Source organism: Pseudonocardia petroleophila, assembly GCF_014235185.1.
In the GTDB taxonomy this organism is placed as follows: Bacteria; Actinomycetota; Actinomycetes; order Mycobacteriales; family Pseudonocardiaceae; genus Pseudonocardia; species Pseudonocardia petroleophila.
Window position 1 is genome coordinate 3036882 of record NZ_CP060131.1, and the last position, 14269, is coordinate 3051150.

The 14269-nt window shown below is 75.8% G+C and carries 13 protein-coding genes and 1 pseudogene; 11 read left to right on the forward strand and 3 right to left on the reverse strand.

Annotation, left to right across the window (positions count from 1 at the left end; all coding sequences use genetic code 11):
* Positions 1–103: 103 nt before the first annotated feature.
* Positions 104–730, reverse strand: coding sequence for a phosphatase PAP2 family protein (locus H6H00_RS15165; protein ID WP_185721881.1), 627 nt, complete (start codon positions 728–730; stop codon positions 104–106).
* A 49-nt stretch (positions 731–779) separates the two neighbouring features.
* Between H6H00_RS15165 and H6H00_RS15170 the strand changes: the two genes are divergently transcribed.
* The 8 genes from H6H00_RS15170 (at position 780) to H6H00_RS15205 (ending at position 6833) form a co-directional block, all read left to right on the forward strand.
* Positions 780–2234: an amidase gene (locus tag H6H00_RS15170; protein ID WP_185721882.1), complete on the forward strand. Its 1455-nt coding sequence runs from the start codon at positions 780–782 to the stop codon at positions 2232–2234.
* A gap of 54 nt (positions 2235–2288) precedes the next feature.
* A complete protein-coding gene (locus tag H6H00_RS15175) occupies positions 2289–2807 on the forward strand; it encodes a MerR family transcriptional regulator (RefSeq protein ID WP_185721883.1) in 519 nt (172 codons plus the stop codon).
* A 55-nt stretch (positions 2808–2862) separates the two neighbouring features.
* The gene (ctaJ, locus tag H6H00_RS15180; RefSeq protein ID WP_185721884.1) at positions 2863–3099 is read left to right on the forward strand and encodes an aa3-type cytochrome oxidase subunit CtaJ; all 237 of its coding nucleotides are present in this window, start codon (positions 2863–2865) and stop codon (positions 3097–3099) included.
* Positions 3086–3583, forward strand: a complete 498-nt coding sequence (locus H6H00_RS15185) for a DUF5130 family protein (RefSeq protein WP_185721885.1) — start codon at positions 3086–3088, stop codon at positions 3581–3583. The genes ctaJ and H6H00_RS15185 overlap by 14 nt, the downstream gene beginning before the upstream one ends.
* A 2-nt stretch (positions 3584–3585) precedes the next feature.
* Complete coding sequence (locus tag H6H00_RS15190) at positions 3586–4179, forward strand: RibD family protein (protein ID WP_255425768.1); 594 nt, start codon at positions 3586–3588, stop codon at positions 4177–4179.
* On the forward strand, positions 4172–4615 hold the full coding sequence (locus H6H00_RS15195) for a deaminase (protein WP_185721886.1): 444 nt from the start codon (positions 4172–4174) through the stop codon (positions 4613–4615). Before H6H00_RS15190 ends, H6H00_RS15195 begins: the two co-directional genes overlap by 8 nt.
* 88 nt (positions 4616–4703) lie before the next feature.
* Complete coding sequence (locus H6H00_RS15200) at positions 4704–5366, forward strand: helix-turn-helix transcriptional regulator (protein ID WP_255425769.1); 663 nt, start codon at positions 4704–4706, stop codon at positions 5364–5366.
* Between the two features lie 42 nt (positions 5367–5408).
* A complete protein-coding gene (locus tag H6H00_RS15205; RefSeq protein WP_185721887.1) occupies positions 5409–6833 on the forward strand; it encodes a sensor histidine kinase in 1425 nt (474 codons plus the stop codon).
* A 20-nt stretch (positions 6834–6853) separates the two neighbouring features.
* Here H6H00_RS15205 and pepN read toward each other — a convergent pair whose 3' ends face one another.
* Entirely contained in the window at positions 6854–9421 is a 2568-nt protein-coding gene (pepN, locus tag H6H00_RS15210; RefSeq protein WP_185721888.1) for an aminopeptidase N, read from the reverse strand.
* A 104-nt stretch (positions 9422–9525) separates the two neighbouring features.
* Here pepN and H6H00_RS15215 point away from each other — a divergent pair, with 104 nt between their 5' ends.
* Complete coding sequence (locus tag H6H00_RS15215) at positions 9526–10134, forward strand: mycothiol-dependent nitroreductase Rv2466c family protein (RefSeq protein ID WP_185721889.1); 609 nt, start codon at positions 9526–9528, stop codon at positions 10132–10134.
* A 52-nt stretch (positions 10135–10186) separates the two neighbouring features.
* Here the strand turns inward: H6H00_RS15215 and H6H00_RS15220 are convergent, their stop codons facing one another.
* Positions 10187–10621 carry a CBS domain-containing protein gene (locus H6H00_RS15220; RefSeq protein ID WP_185721890.1) on the reverse strand — a complete coding sequence of 145 codons (435 nt, stop codon included), beginning with the start codon at positions 10619–10621 and terminating at the stop codon, positions 10187–10189.
* A 152-nt stretch (positions 10622–10773) separates the two neighbouring features.
* On the opposite strand from H6H00_RS15220, the gene H6H00_RS15225 reads away from it, so the two are divergent.
* Together H6H00_RS15225 and H6H00_RS32290 are read left to right on the forward strand one after the other, a co-directional pair.
* A complete protein-coding gene (locus H6H00_RS15225; protein ID WP_185721891.1) occupies positions 10774–12189 on the forward strand; it encodes an aldehyde dehydrogenase family protein in 1416 nt (471 codons plus the stop codon).
* Between the two features lie 114 nt (positions 12190–12303).
* Positions 12304–13584: pseudogene (locus H6H00_RS32290) on the forward strand (apiosidase-like domain-containing protein); the annotation flags it as partial.
* Positions 13585–14269: the final 685 nt, after the last annotated feature.

The following is a 14269-nucleotide window of genomic DNA, read 5'->3' on the forward strand; positions in this document are numbered from 1 at the left end:
GGGCTACTTCAGCGCACGGTGAGCAACCACCCGTGGACGGTGACTCTCGGTGCTGCAGTGACGGATGTGACGACAGGGACGGCGAATCGTCCGGTTCGGGCCGTCAGCGGGCGATCGCGTCGACGATCCGGGCCGTCGTGAGGACCACCGCGACGGCCGTGGCGGCCCCGCCGACGGTGTCGGTCGGGTAGTGCACCTCGATCGCGGTGAGGGCCGTCCCGGTGCCCGCGCCGACGGCGAGCGTGCCCGCGGCGAGCGCCACCGCGTCCCACGGCCGCCGGGGCGCCACGACGTCGACGAGGAGGAGCATCCCGGCGGCGGCGAGCGCCGTGGCGAGGCCGGTGTGCCCGCTGGGGAAGGCGTGCTCGCCGCGGCGGCCGAACCGGCGGCCGACGACCGGCTTGAGCACGGAGGTCGCGACGCCGGTCAGCACCGGCCCCGCGACGGCCACGACGGCGAGCCGCGGGCGGCCCAGCAGCAGTCCGGCGGCGGCCAGACCGGCGGTGAGGGCCACCGCACGGGCCGGGTCGCCGACGGAGAAGACCCGCCACGCCAGCCCGCCCCGCCCGGCCGGGACCCGCTCGACGACCGTGCTCAGCCCGTCGTCGAGGCGGCCCGGCCCGGTGCCGCCCGCGTACCGCGTCCCGAGCACGGCCACGACCGCGGTGCAGGCCGCGGTCGCGAGGCGGGCGGCCGGGCGGAGCGAGGGGCGCAGGGCGGGACGGGGCACCGCGGAATGGTCCCAGGGCGCGCCGGCCCCACCGTGGTAGACCTCGGAGGTGACCGAACCGCACGAGATGACCGCGCGCGACCAGGCCGCCGCCCTGCGTCGCGGGGACCTGGGTGCCGTCGAGCTGGTGGAGCACGCGCTGCGCCGCGTCGAGGCGCTCGACGCGCGCCTGGGCGCGTTCGTCACCGTCACCGCCGATCGCGCGCTGGACCAGGCGCGGGAGGCCGAGAAGGCCCTGGCGACGCGGGCCGGGGACCTGCCGCCGTTCCTCGGCGTGCCCACCGCGATCAAGGACCTCGCGATGACGGCCGGCGTGGCCACGTCGTTCGGGTCGCCGGTGTACGCGGGCTGGGTCCCCGACGTCGACGACGACTCCGCGCGGCTGCTGCGCGCCGCCGGCACGATCAGCATCGGCAAGACCTCGACCCCGGAGTTCGGGCTGCCGCCCTACACCGAGCCCGCGGGCCGCCCGCCCGCCGTGACGCCGTGGGACCCGACCCGGCTGGCCGGCGGCTCCAGCGGGGGTGCGGGAGCGGCGACCGCGGCCGGCCTGGTCGCGTTCGCCCACGGCACCGACGGCGGCGGCTCGATCCGGATCCCCGCAGCGGCGTGCGGGCTCGTCGGGCTCAAGACCAGCCGCGGGCTGGTCTCGCGCGGGCCGGGCGGCGGCGACCCGCTGGGCATGTCGGTGGCGGGCCCGCTGGCGCGCACCGTCGACGACGCCGCCGCGATGCTCGACGCGCTGGCCGTCGCGGTGCCGGGGGAGCCGTACCCGCTGCTGGCGCCGCGCCCCGAGACCTACCTCGCCGCGGCCCTGCGCGCCGCCCCGCGCCGGCTGCGGATCGGCCGCTACGCGACGCCGCCGGTGCCCGACGCGGTACTCGACCCCGCGAGCGTGGCCGCGTACGAGCAGGTCACGGAGCTGCTGACCGGGCTGGGGCACGAGGTCGTCGAGTTCGAGCCCGGCATCGACGCGTCGTTCCTGCCGGTCTTCGAGGTGCTCTGGGCGGTGCTCGCGCACAGCCACCCCGTGCCGCCGGACGCCGAGCCGCTGCTGGCCCCGCTGACGCGCTGGTGGCGCGACCGGGGATCGGCGGTGTCCGGGCCGGAGTACCTCGCCGCCACCGCGTCGGCGCTGACGGTGACGCGGCGGGTCGTCGGCGCGCAGGCGGCCGCGGGCGTCGACGTCGTCCTCACCCCGATGCTCGCCCAGCTGCCCCGGCCGGTCGGCTGGTTCACCGCGGGCGGTGACCCGGCGGAGGACTTCGCGCGGCAGAAGCGGTTCACCCCGTTCACCGCCACCTACAACATCACCGGCCAGCCCGCGCTGAGCCTCCCGGTCGCGTTCGCCCGCCCCGTCGACGGGCCGGCGGACGGGCCGGAGCTGCCGGTGTCCGTGCAGCTCGTCGGGCGGGCGGGGGACGACGCGCTGCTGCTCGAGCTGGGCGCCCAGCTCGATGACGCGACCGGCCGCGACCCCGTCCGGCGTCCCCCGGTGTGGTGACATCGTGGACACGGTCGGGTAGGGCGACCTTCCTCGATGAGGCATGATGCGTCGATGCCTGCCCCCGGCCCCACGGCGGACCCCGCCCGGACCTCGGCCCGATCCCCGTCGGCGGCGACGCTCCAGATCGGCGAGGTCGCCCGGCGTGTCGACCTCTCGATCCGGACGATCCGGCACTGGGAGGAAGTGGGTCTGGTCACGCCGTCGGCCCGCAGCTCGGGCGGGTTCCGGCTCTACAGCGAGGAGGACGTCTCCCTCATCCGGCTGCTGCGTTTCATGAAGCCGCTGGACCTCTCCCTCGACCAGATGCGCGAGCTGCTGCAGATCCGCGAGCTGCTGACCGCCGGCACCGCGAACCCGACCGACCGCGCCGACGCGCTGGTCTGGCCGCGGACCAGCGAGACCGGCGACGACCGGGCGCTGCTCGCCGCCCAGCTCGCGGAGTTCGCCGACCTGGCCGACAAGCGCCTGGAGAAGCTGCGCGGCTACGTGGCGGAGGTGGAGGAGTTCGTCGGGCGGCTGCGCGACGAGGTCCGCGAGGGGATGTCGTCGCCGGCCGAGGGTGACCTCTGACCGACCGCGGCCCCTGGACCCGCGCACGGCGCCTGCGTCGGCTAGGTTCTCGCCCGTGGACGTGCTGGTGTCGATCCTCTGGTACGCGATCCCGTCGATCGCGTTGTACCTGCTCGTGGCCGCGCTCGTCGTCGGCCCGCGCCTCGCTCGACGGCCCCGGTACCGGGTCGGTCAGCCGTGGGCGCACGAGCCGCTGTGGTGGACGGCGAACCCGCAGGGCGCGCAGCTCGCCCCCGCGCAGGACGGTCACGCCGTGACCGGTGAACGAGGAGGCGCACGTGGCAGCTGGTAGCGGACACGGCGGGCACGGCACCGTCGCGGTGCCGGAGGACCTGCCGGCCGGCACCGTCGTGACGTCCTCGGGGCGGATCTCCGCCGCCGAGGTGTTCGTCGAGCCCTCCGTCGAGGACCACCCCTTCACCCCGGTGCAGCTGACCCGCCTCGACGAGGCGCTCACCCTCGCCAGCCGCGAGACCGGGCTGCGCTTCTCGGTCTACCTCGGCGACCTCGGCGATGACCCCACCGCCCGGACCGCCGAGCTGCACGGCGACCTGGAGGGCTCCGCCGAGGCGGTGCTGGTGGCGGTCAGCCCCGGCCAGCGCGTCGTCGAGGTGCTCACCGGCGCCGGGGCCCGCGTGCGCCTGCCCGACCGCGGCGCCAAGCTCGCCGTCATGAGCATGGTCGCCTCCTTCCGCGAGGGCGACCTCGTCGGCGGGCTGCTCAGCGGCCTGCGCATGCTGGCCGACCAGGCCGGGGGACGGCGGCGCACGCACTGAGCGTGCGCCCGTACGTCGTCGCCTCGGTGGCCGTCTCCCTCGACGGCCGCATCGACGACGCCGGTCCGGACCGGCTCGTGCTCTCCGGGCCCGAGGACCTCGACCGCGTCGACGAGGTGCGCGCGGGCGTCGACGCGATCCTCGTCGGCGCCGGGACCGTGCGCGCCGACGACCCGCGCCTGCTCGTGCGCTCGGCCGCGCGCCGGGCCGCCCGGGCCGCCCGCGGGGTCCCGGAGACGCCGCTGCGGGTCGTGCTGTCGACCGGCGGTCCGCTCGACCCCGGAGCGCGGGTGTTCTCCGGCCCGCCGACGCTGGTCCTGACGCTCGGGGACGGGGGCGTCCCCGCCGCGCTCGACGAGCTCGGCGCGCGCGGTGTCGGGCGGCTGCTGGTCGAGGGCGGGTCCACCGTGCACACCGCGTTCCTGGCCGCCGACCTGGTCGACGAGCTGCACGTCGCCGTCGCGCCGATCCTCGTCGGCGGCGGCCCGCCGTTCGTGCACGGCGGGGCCTTCCCGCCCGCCCGCTGGCGGCTCGCGGGCGTCGACACCGTCGGCGACGTCGCCGTGCTGCGGCTCCTGCGGGGTCCCCGTGGATGACCGCAAGCTGCTGCGCCGCGCCGTCGCGCTGGCCGGGCGCTGCCCGCCGTCGGCGACGTTCCGGGTGGGCGCGCTCGTCGTCGCCGCCGACGGGACGACGCTCGCGCAGGGCTGGTCGGGCCGCCGCGACCCGCATGACCACGCCGAGGAGAGCGCGCTCGCCGACGTCGCGGGCGACCCGCGGCTGGCCGGGGCCACGATCTACACCTCGCTGGAGCCCTGCAGCACCCGGGCGTCCCGTCCGAGGTCGTGCACCCGGCTGATCCTCGACGCCGGGATCCCGCGGATCGTCTACGCCTGGCGCGAGCCCGCGCTGTTCGTCGACTGCGAGGGCGACGAGCTGCTGCGGGCGGCCGGTCGCGAGGTCGTGGAGATCCCGGACCTGGCCCGGCTGGTCCGCGCAGCGAACACCCACCTGCCCGGTGTGGCGCCCTGACGGTCCGGATCGCGCATGATCGGACCGAACCGCGTGCCGGTCCGGCCCGGACGTCGTTGTGAGGTCACCCGTCCGCGATCCCCGGGATGTGATCCCCATCGGCCCGACCGTCCTCGTCGTCGACGACCACGAGCTCGTCGCGACGACCCTCGTCCTGGGCCTGCGCGCGGAGGGCCTCGACGCCCGCACCTGCGCACCGGTCACCGCGACCGCCCAGGAGGGCCCCGGCCTGGTGCTGCTCGACCTCGACCTCGGCCGCGACGCGCGGGGCCGGCGGCTCGACGGCGTCACGCTCGTGGAACCGCTGCGGGCCAGGGGATGGACGGTGCTGGTGCTCTCCGGCACGGCCGACCGCGCGCGCGTCGGCGCGGCGCTGGCGGAGGGGGCGGTCGCGGCGGTGCCCAAGGCGGCCCCGTTCCCGCGGCTGCTGGCCGCGGTCCGCGCCGCGCTCGCCGGCGGGGAGGCGATGTCGGACGCCCGGCGCAGGGAGCTGGTGGAGCTGCACGCGCAGCGGTCGGTCGAGCGCCGGGCCCTCGCCGCGCGGCTGGGGTCGCTCACCCCCCGGGAGCGGGAGGTGCTCGCCCACCTCGCCGCCGGTCACCGCGCCCAGGCGGTGGCCGACACGTTCGTGGTGTCCCTGGCGACGGTGCGCTCCCAGATCCGCGCGATCCTGACCAAGCTCGGGGTGTCCTCCCAGCTCGAGGCCGTCGCGCTGTACCGGAAGGCGGCTCCGCCCGACGGCGTGCTGTGACCGGCCCTACACTCCGTTCACACATTCGGGCCGGGAGGTGTGATGCGCACAGCGCTCGCCGACGTGTGCGTCACCGTCGCGGCCGTCGCCGTGGTGGTCGGGCTGGCCGGCTCGCCGCTGGTCGGCGGCGCGCTCGACCCGGTGGTCGCCGTCGACGTGCTGACGCTGGCCGCGGCCGCCGCCGCGGCGGGGGCGGCGTTCCTCGGCGCGTTCGCCGCCCGGCTCACCGAGGACCCCCGGCCCCGCTGGATCGCCGCCGCCCTGTCGGTCTACGCGGTGCTCGTCCTGCCGTCCAACGTCCTGGTGGCCGACCAGCCGGTCCGGGCGATGCGGCTCGTCGCCTACCTCGTCGTCGTCGCGCTGCTCCTCGCCGCCGTCCGCCCGCCGCGGCTGGGTGCGGCGGGCACCTGGCTGGTCACCGCGGCCGGCGCCCTCGTCGCGCTGGCCGCCCTGCGGGTCCCCGCGGTGGCCCCCGGGCTGGTGGCGCTGCTCGTCGAGGGTCCGCTGGTCACGGTCGCGGTCGTCGTCGGGTGGACGGCGGTCGCCGCCGCGGTGCTGCTGGAGGGGCTGGGCCGGCGCAGCGTGCCGCGCCGGCGCGTCGGGCTCGGGCTGGTGGTGCTGGCCTGCGCCCAGCTCTACCGGGTGCTCGGCACGGCGAGCGGGGACGTCGTGTTCTCCGGCCTGCGGCTGCTGGCGCTCGGGATCGTCGTCGCCGGGATGGCCCACCTCGTCGTGCGGAGCCTCGCCGACCTGCACGACACGCAGTTCGCCCAGCAGGAGGAGCTGTCGGTCGCGGCGCTGCACATGGAGCGGGCGGGGGAGCTGGCCGCCGAGCGCGACCACGAGATGCGCAACGGCCTCGCCGGGCTGGCCGGGATCACGCACCTGCTCAGCTCGCAGGTCGACGACGCCGACCACGAACGCCTCCGGCACGCCGTCCTCGCCGAGCTGGGGCGCCTGCACGAGCTCATCGACGGCGCCGAGCCCGGGACCGACACCTACCTGGTGGCCCCGGTCCTCGACGGCCTGGTCGCGCTGCGGCGCTCGGCGGGGGCCACCGTCGAGCTCGCGGTCGACGCGGGCCTGCGGGCCCGCGGTGACTCCGCGGTGCTCGCCCAGGTCGTCACCAACCTGCTGGCCAACTGCGACCGGCACGCCCCCGGAACCCCCGTCGCGGTCCGGGCCACGACCGACGGCGACCGGGTCGTCGTGCGGGTGCGCGACGCCGGTCCCGGTCTGCCGCCCGGCGGCGAGGACGACGTGCTGCGCGCCGGCGTGCACGACCCCGGTGCGGGCGGCTCGGGACTGGGGCTGTCGATCACCCGGCGGCTGGTGGAGCGCGAGGGCGGGACGCTCACCGTGGCGACCGTCGACGACCCGCGCGGCTGCCTGGCCACGGTGGCGGTCCCCGGCCCCGTGGCCGCCGACGCGGCCCTCCCGGTGCGGGAGGGCGCGCGGGCGGTCTGAGCACCGCCCGCGCGCCGGCTTCAGGACCGGTCGAACTCCCGCGCCCCGAGCGCCCGGACGATCCCGGCCCGGCCCTCGGTGACCAGCCGGCGCAGCGCGGGCGGGTGCGACTCGTCGGCCAGCCAGGCGTCGGCGGCGTCGACGGTGGACTTCTCCACGGCCCACGAGGGGAACAGCCCGATCACCACGGCCTGCGCGTGCTCGCTGGTGCGCCGCTGCCACACGTCGGCGACCTCCGCGAAGTAGCGCTCGACGTAGGGGGCCAGCAGGCCGCGCTGCGCCGGGTGCGCGAACCCGCCGATGATCGCCTCGGTGACGGCGTTGGGCAGCGTGTCGTCGTGCACGGCGCGCTGCCAGGCCGTCTCCTTGGCCTCCGCCGTGGGCACCAGCGAGCGGGCCCGCTCGGCCTGCCGCCGCCCGGTGGACGTGGCGTCGTTCGCCAGCTCCTCGTCGATCCGCTCCGGCGCGGCCGCGCCGTGCGCGACGAGCGCGTGCAGCAGCCGCCAGCGCAGGTCGGTGTCGACGACCAGCTTCTCCGGCACCTCGACGTCGGAGAGCCACCCGTTCATCCGGTCCAGGGTGGGCCGCGGCAGCACGGCGCCGGTCAGCGAGTTGACGACGGCGAGCTGCACGTCGGAGCCGGGGGTGGCGGTGTCGAGCCGGAACCGCAGCGCGTCGGTGAGCAGCGGCCAGCCGCGCTCGGCCGCCCACTGCTCGTCGGCGTAGGAGGCGACCGCGGTCTGGGCCTGCAGCAGCAGCCGCTGCAGCACCCCGACCTCGGACTCGCCGCCGAACCCGCCGGCGGCCAGCGCCACGAAGTCGCGGGCCTTGAGCTCGGCCTCGCGGGTCATCTCCCAGGCGGCCGACCAGCACAGCGTGCGCGGCAGCGGCTCGACGATGTCGCCGATGCGGTCGATCAGGGTGACGAGCGAGTCGGGGTCCAGGCGCAGCGCGCAGTAGGTGAGGTCGTCGTCGTTGACGAGGACGAGCTTGCCCCGCGGCACGCCGACCAGCTCGGGCACCGCGGTGCGCTCACCCTCCACGTCGACCTCGACGCGGTGGGTCCGCACGAGCCGACCCGACCCGTCGTCGTCGTAGACGCCGACCGCGATCCGGTGCGTGCGCAGCTCCCCGGCGCCGGGCCGGGCGCCGCCCTGCACCACCTCGAAGCGGGTGATCGCCCCGTCGGTGTCGACGTCGAACGAGGGGCGCAGCATGTTCAGCCCGGTGGTGCGCAGCCACTGCGCGCCCCAGTCGGACAGGTCGCGGCCGCTGGACTCCTCCAGCGCGCCCAGCAGGTCGTCGAACGTGGCGTTGCCCCACGCGTGCGCGGTGAAGTAGGCGCGCAGCCCGGCCAGGAACTCCTCCAGCCCCACGTAGGCGACGAGCTGCTTGAGCACGCTCGCGCCCTTGGCGTAGGTGATGCCGTCGAAGTTGACCTCGACGGCCTGCAGGTCGGGGATGTCGGCGGCGATCGGGTGCGTCGAGGGGAGCTGGTCCTGGCGGTAGGCCCAGCTCTTCTCGACGTTGGCGAACGTCGTCCAGGCCTCGGTGTACTCGGTGGCGTCGGCCTGGCACAGCACGCTGGCCCAGGTGGCGAACGACTCGTTGAGCCACAGGTCGTCCCACCACGTCATCGTGACGAGGTCGCCGAACCACATGTGCGCCATCTCGTGCAGCACGGTCTCCGCACGCCGCTCGTAGACCGGGCGCGTGACGCGGGACCGGAAGACGTAGTCCTCCAGGAACGTGACCGCGCCGGCGTTCTCCATCGCCCCCGCGTTGAACTCGGGGACGAACAGCTGGTCGTACTTGCCGAACGGGTACCGCACCCCGAAGTGGCGGTGGTAGAAGTCGAAGCCCTGCTTGGTCTCGGTGAACAGCCGCTCGTGGTCCATGTGCGGGGCCAGGCTCGCGCGGCAGAAGATGCCCAGCGGGATGACCCCGTCGTCGTCGCGGTGCTCGTCGCGCCACACCGCGTACGGGCCGGCGATCAGCGCGACCAGGTACGTCGACATGATCTCGCTCATCGGGAACCGGTGGACGGTCGAGCCGCCCGGGCCCTCCGTGGTCTCCTCCACCGCCGCGTTCACCACGACCTGCCAGTCGGCGGGCGCGGTGATCGTCAGCCGGTAGCGGGCCTTGAGGTCGGGCTGGTCGAAGCAGGCGAACATGCGCTTGGCGTCGGCCGTCTCGAACTGGGAGTAGAGGTAGACGCTGCCGTCGACCGGGTCGACGAAGCGGTGCAGGCCCTCCCCGGTGTGCATGTAGCGGCCCAGCGCCTCGACCCGCAGCTCGTTCTCCGCGGCGAGGCCGGGCAGCGCGATGCCGTCCTCCTCGCGGTAGCCGGAGACGTCGAGCGGCTCCCCGTTCAGCGTGGCGGAGCGCACCTCGGCCGCGACCAGGTCGATCCAGCTGTCGGCTCCCGGCTCGGCGCAGGCGAAGCGGACCGTCGTCGTGGTCGGGAACGTGTGCTCTCCCGGCTTGCCGCCCCCGTCGGTGAGGTCGATGTCGACGGTGTAGTCGGCGACCTCCAGCAGCGCGGCGCGGCGCTCGGCGTCGGAGCGGGTCAGGTTCGGCGGGGCCATGCGTGGGGTCGACCTTCTCTCGGCAGCAGTGGCCGTCACCCAACCACACGGGTCGGGCACGCGCCGTGGGAATCGGTGCGGTCCCGGCGATGTTGAGCACTCACATGACGACTCCCAGCACGGTCGACTTCTACTTCGACCCGCTCTGCCCCTTCGCCTGGATCACCTCCCGCTGGATGCTCGAGGTCGAGAAGGTCCGCGACGTGCAGGTCAACTGGCAGGTGATGAGCCTCGCCGTCCTCAACGAGGGCCGTGACCTGCCCGAGGAGTACCAGGAGATGATGAAGAAGGCGTGGGGCCCGGTGCGCGTCGCCATCGCCGCCGCGCAGCAGAAGGGCCCCGACGTCCTGCTGCCGCTCTACACCGCCATGGGCACCCGGATCCACAACCAGGGCAACAAGGACTTCGACGCCGTCATCGCCGAGTCGCTCGCCGAGGTCGGCCTGCCCGAGTCCCTCGCCGACGCCGCCACCAGCACCGAGTACGACGAGGAGCTCAAGGCCAGCCACCACCGCGGCATGGACCCGGTGGGCATGGACGTCGGCACGCCGACCATCCACGTCAACGGCGTGGCGTTCTTCGGCCCGGTGCTCAGCAGCATCCCGAAGGGCGAGGACGCCGGGAAGGTGTTCGACGGCGCCGTGCTGCTCGCCGCCTACCCGGACTTCTTCGAGCTCAAGCGCACCCGGACCGGGGACCTCGACTTCTCGTGACGCGGCCGCCGGCGGGGGCCGCGGCCCCCGCCGGGATCCGGTGCCGTGTCGTTCAGGAACGGGCGATCGCGACGTCGCGCAGGACGCCGGTCTCCAGTTCCATCTCCCGCACCCGGTGCTTCACCAGGTCGCCGATGCTGACCATGCCGACGAGCCTCCCGTCGTCGACGACGGGGAGGTGGCGGTAGCGCCCGGCGGTCATCTGCGACATCGCCCTGGCGACGGTCTCGCCCGAGGTGCAGGAGCGGACCTTCGTCGTCATGACCTCGCTGATCGGCCGTTCGAGCAGCGCCGCCCCGTCGCGGCCCAGCGCCCGGACGATGTCGCGCTCGGAGACGATGCCCGTGATGACGCGGTCCGCGTCGCACACGAGCACGGCCCCCACGTCGAGGTCACCCAGCCGCGTCACGACCTCCGCCACCGTGAGCCACGGCAGCACGGAGTGCACGGTTCGGCCCTTCGTCCGGAGGATGTCCGCAATCTTCATCGGGGGTCCCCTTTCGTCGTCCAGGAACTCCGATGATCCTCCGGATCCCCGCGCCGCGCGGTGGTCGATCCGGCGGATCACGGCGTTCGTGCGGGAATGTCGGGGTCGGTGCGCCGAGCGGTCAGCGGCCGTGCGCGTGTGAGGATGGCGGCATGGCTGCACCCACGAAGGACGTGTCCGGACACTGGATCGGCGGCGAGCGGGTCGCCGGCGGGAACGGACGGATCGACGTCGTCGACCCCGCCACCGGGGAGGTCGTGGCGGCCGTGCCCGCCGGGACACCCGCCGACGTCGACCGGGCGGTGACGGCGGCGCAGGCCGCGTTCCGCGACTGGAGCCACGTCGACGTGACCGAGCGCGCCGCGGTCGTCATGCGCATCTCCGAGGGGCTGAAGGCGCGCGGCGCGGAGATCGCGGCCGCGGTGACGTCGGAGATGGGCTCGCCGATCGGGTTCTCGACGGCCGTGCAGGCCGGGCTGCCCGTGCACACCTCGGCCGGGGTGGCGTCGCTCGCCGCGTCGTTCCCGTGGAGCGAGGAGATCGGCAACTCGCTGGTCGTGCGCGAGCCGGTGGGGGTCGTCGGCGCGATCACGCCGTGGAACTACCCGCTGCACCAGGTCGTCGCGAAGGTCGCGCCCGCGCTGCTCGCCGGGTGCACCGTCGTGCTCAAGCCGAGCGAGATCGCGCCGCTGTCGGCGCAGATCCTCGCCGAGGTCGCCGCCGAGGCCGGGCTGCCCGCGGGCGCGTTCAACATCGTCCACGGCGAGGGCCCGGTGGTCGGCGAGGCCATCGCCGGCCACCCGGGCGTCGACATGGTGTCGTTCACCGGTTCGACGCGCGCGGGCAAGCGCGTCTCCGTCGTGGCCGCCGACACGGTCAAGCGGGTCGCGCTGGAGCTGGGGGGCAAGTCGGCGAACGTGATCCTCGCCGACGCCGACCTGGCCAGGGCGGTCAAGGTCGGACTGGCCAACGCCTGGATCAACGGCGGGCAGACCTGCACGGCGTGGACGCGGATGCTGGTGCCGCGGGAGCGCCACGACGAGATCGTCGAGATGGCCGTCGCGGCGGCCGCGAAGTACACCGTCGGCGACCCGACGCAGGAGACCACGCGGATCGGGCCGATGTCGTCGGCGGCGCAGCAGGAGCGCGTCAACGGCTTCATCGAGCGCGGCGGGTCCGACGGGGCCACGGTCGCGTTCAGCGGTGCGGCGGTGGACGGGCCGGGCGCCTACGTCCGCCCGACGATCTTCTCCGGCGTCGCCCCCGACGCCGTCATCGCGCAGGAGGAGATCTTCGGCCCGGTGCTGTCGGTGATCCCGTACGCCGACGAGGAGCAGGCCGTCGAGATCGCGAACAGCACCGTCTACGGCCTCGCGGGTGCCGTGTTCGGCGAGGCCGACCACGCGCTCGCGGTCGCGAAGCGGATGCGCACCGGGCAGGTCGACGTCAACGGGGGCGCGTTCAACCCGATGGCCCCGTTCGGCGGCTACAAGCAGAGCGGTAACGGGCGTGAACTCGGCCGGTTCGGGATCGAGGAGTTCCTGGAGATCAAGTCGATCCAGCGCTGACCTGCGGCGACGGCCCCCGACCCGCCGGTCGGGGGCCGTCGCCGTTCCCGCGGGTTTCCCCGTTCCGCCCCGCGGGGGCCGCCGGCGTGCCTAGCGTCCGCCGCCATGCCCCGGATGCGTCTCCCGCTGCCGCTGGTCGCCGTGCTCGCGGTGGCCGCGGTCCTCTCCGCCGCCCTGCTCGCGCTCGACCTGCGCCGCCCGCCGCGGGACTGCCTGTTCGGCACCACCGGGTGCGCCGGGTCGGGGACGCTCGCGGTGGCGGGCCGGTCGCTGACGCGCGGGGGCGAGCCGTTCTTCTGGCTCGCCGACTCCGCGACCGACCTGCTGGAGGACCTCAACCGGTCCGAGGTCACCCGCTACCTCGACGCCCGTGCGGCGCAGGGGTTCACCGTCGTGCGGGCGTCGCTGGAGGTGGGGGCCGACCAGTACGGCGACGTCCCCCTCGCCGACGGCCGACCGCTCGTCACCGACGGCGACGACCCGGGCGACGACGCGGCGTACGACTTCTGGGACCACGTCGAGTTCGTGGTCGCCGAGGCCTCCGCGCGGGGCATGGTGCTCGCCCTGAGCGGCGGCGCGGCCGACGCCGACTTCCTCAGCGACCGCCTCGCCGGTGCCGGGGACGTCGTGCTCGTGCCCGGTGACCCCCGTTTCTCCGTGCTCGACGGCGACCGGTGCGCCGACCGCGACGACGCGCGCGACCGCGCGTACGCGGCCGGGACCCCGTTCGTCGACGGGACGGGGGTGGACGAGGACCGCCCCCGCTGCCCGGGCGGCCCGGACGGTTCCGCCGACGGCGGCGACGGACCCGACGCCGAGGACGGGGTCGACGGGCCGGACGCCGCCGTCGACGACGACGGTGCTCAGGACGCCGCCGACGACGGTGCTCAGGACGCCGCCGACGGCGGGGCGGTGGAGGCCGCCGCGGCGACGGCGGGGGAGCGGGCCACGGCCCGGGACGTGCGGCGGGACGCGTGGTCGGCGGTGCTGGGGGGTGCGGCCGGGGCCACCTACGGGCACCACTCGGTGTGGCAGTTCCTCGACGACGGCCGGGAGGCGGTCGACGGGGCCCGCGACGGCTGGGAGGAGGCGCTGGACGCCCCGGGTGCGGAGCAGATGCGCCACGTGCGGGCGCTGGTGGAGTCCCGGCCGCGGCTGGAGCCGCGGGACGGGCTGGTCGACGGCGACGCCCCGGCCGCGCTGGCCGACGACGGCACGTCGGTCGTGGCCTACACCGAGGGCGCGACGCTCGAGGTCGACCTCACCGCGCTCGGCGGCGACACCGCGCAGCCGTGGTGGTTCGACCCCCGCACCGGGGAGGCGACCGAGCTCGACCCGGTCGCCGCCGACGGGTCCACCGCCTTCACCCCGCCCGACGCCGACCGGGACTGGGTGCTCGTCGTCGACGACGCCGACCGCGGCGCACCGGGGGAGCCCGCCGGAGGCGACGACCCCGGCCCGCGGGACGGCTCCCCGGGCTCCAGCGACGACGACCCGCTCGACGAGATGACCGGTGCCGGTGGTGGGGACCCGGCGTCCGAGGACGGCGCGGGGGCGGACGGGGACGAGGACGGGGACGGGGACACCGACGCCTCGGACGACGGCACCCCGGACGGCGGCACCGATGCCCGCGACGGCGCGGACGACGGCACCGATGCCCGCGACGGCGCGGACGACGGCACCGATGACCGCGACGGCGCGGACGACGGCACCGCGGACGGTGGGGCCGCGGACGGCGGGGACGCGGACGGCGGGGACGGCGGCGCGCCGGGCGGGGACGGGCCCGGCGGGGACGACGATCCGCTGCAGGGGACGATCGGTGCGGGCGGCCGGGACCCGGGGTCCGAGGACGGGACGGACGACGCGGGCGGCACCGGGGTGGACGAGACGAACCGCGACGCCGACGCCGAACGCGCCGGGGACGAGGGCGGCGGGACCGGGGACGAGGGCGGGGGCGACGGCGCGGAGCCCGCCGACCCCGCATCCGACCCGGAACCGGCACCCGACCCGGAACCGGCATCCGACCCGGAACCGGCGCCCGACCCGGAACCCGCGCCCGAGCCGGCCCCGGAACCCGGAC